1 protein-coding gene is annotated in these 221 nt (G+C 39.8%); it reads left to right on the top strand.

Annotation, left to right across the window (positions count from 1 at the left end; translation table 11 throughout):
- A partial coding sequence (locus DYY66_RS08780) for an HYR domain-containing protein (RefSeq protein ID WP_166288274.1) occupies positions 1-221 on the top strand: 221 nt, incomplete at both ends.

Below are 221 nucleotides of genomic sequence, written 5' to 3'. Positions count from 1 at the left end.
CTGATAACGGAATAATAAAGTCAGTTACAAACAATGCTCCATCGGTATTTCCATTAGGCAAGACCACGATAACTTGGACTGCAACTGATCAATCTGGAAATTCTGCAACTGCTACACAAATTGTAAATATTGTAGATACTACACCACCCAAGATCTCTCCACCTGCTGCTGTTACCTTTGAAGCAACATCGCTTGCTCAAAATACAGTTCCACTTGGAAAT

The organism is Candidatus Nitrosotalea sp. FS (genome assembly GCF_011319475.1).
GTDB lineage: Archaea > Thermoproteota > Nitrososphaeria > Nitrososphaerales > Nitrosopumilaceae > Nitrosotalea.
This window is presented reverse-complemented; position numbering and strand designations above follow the sequence as displayed.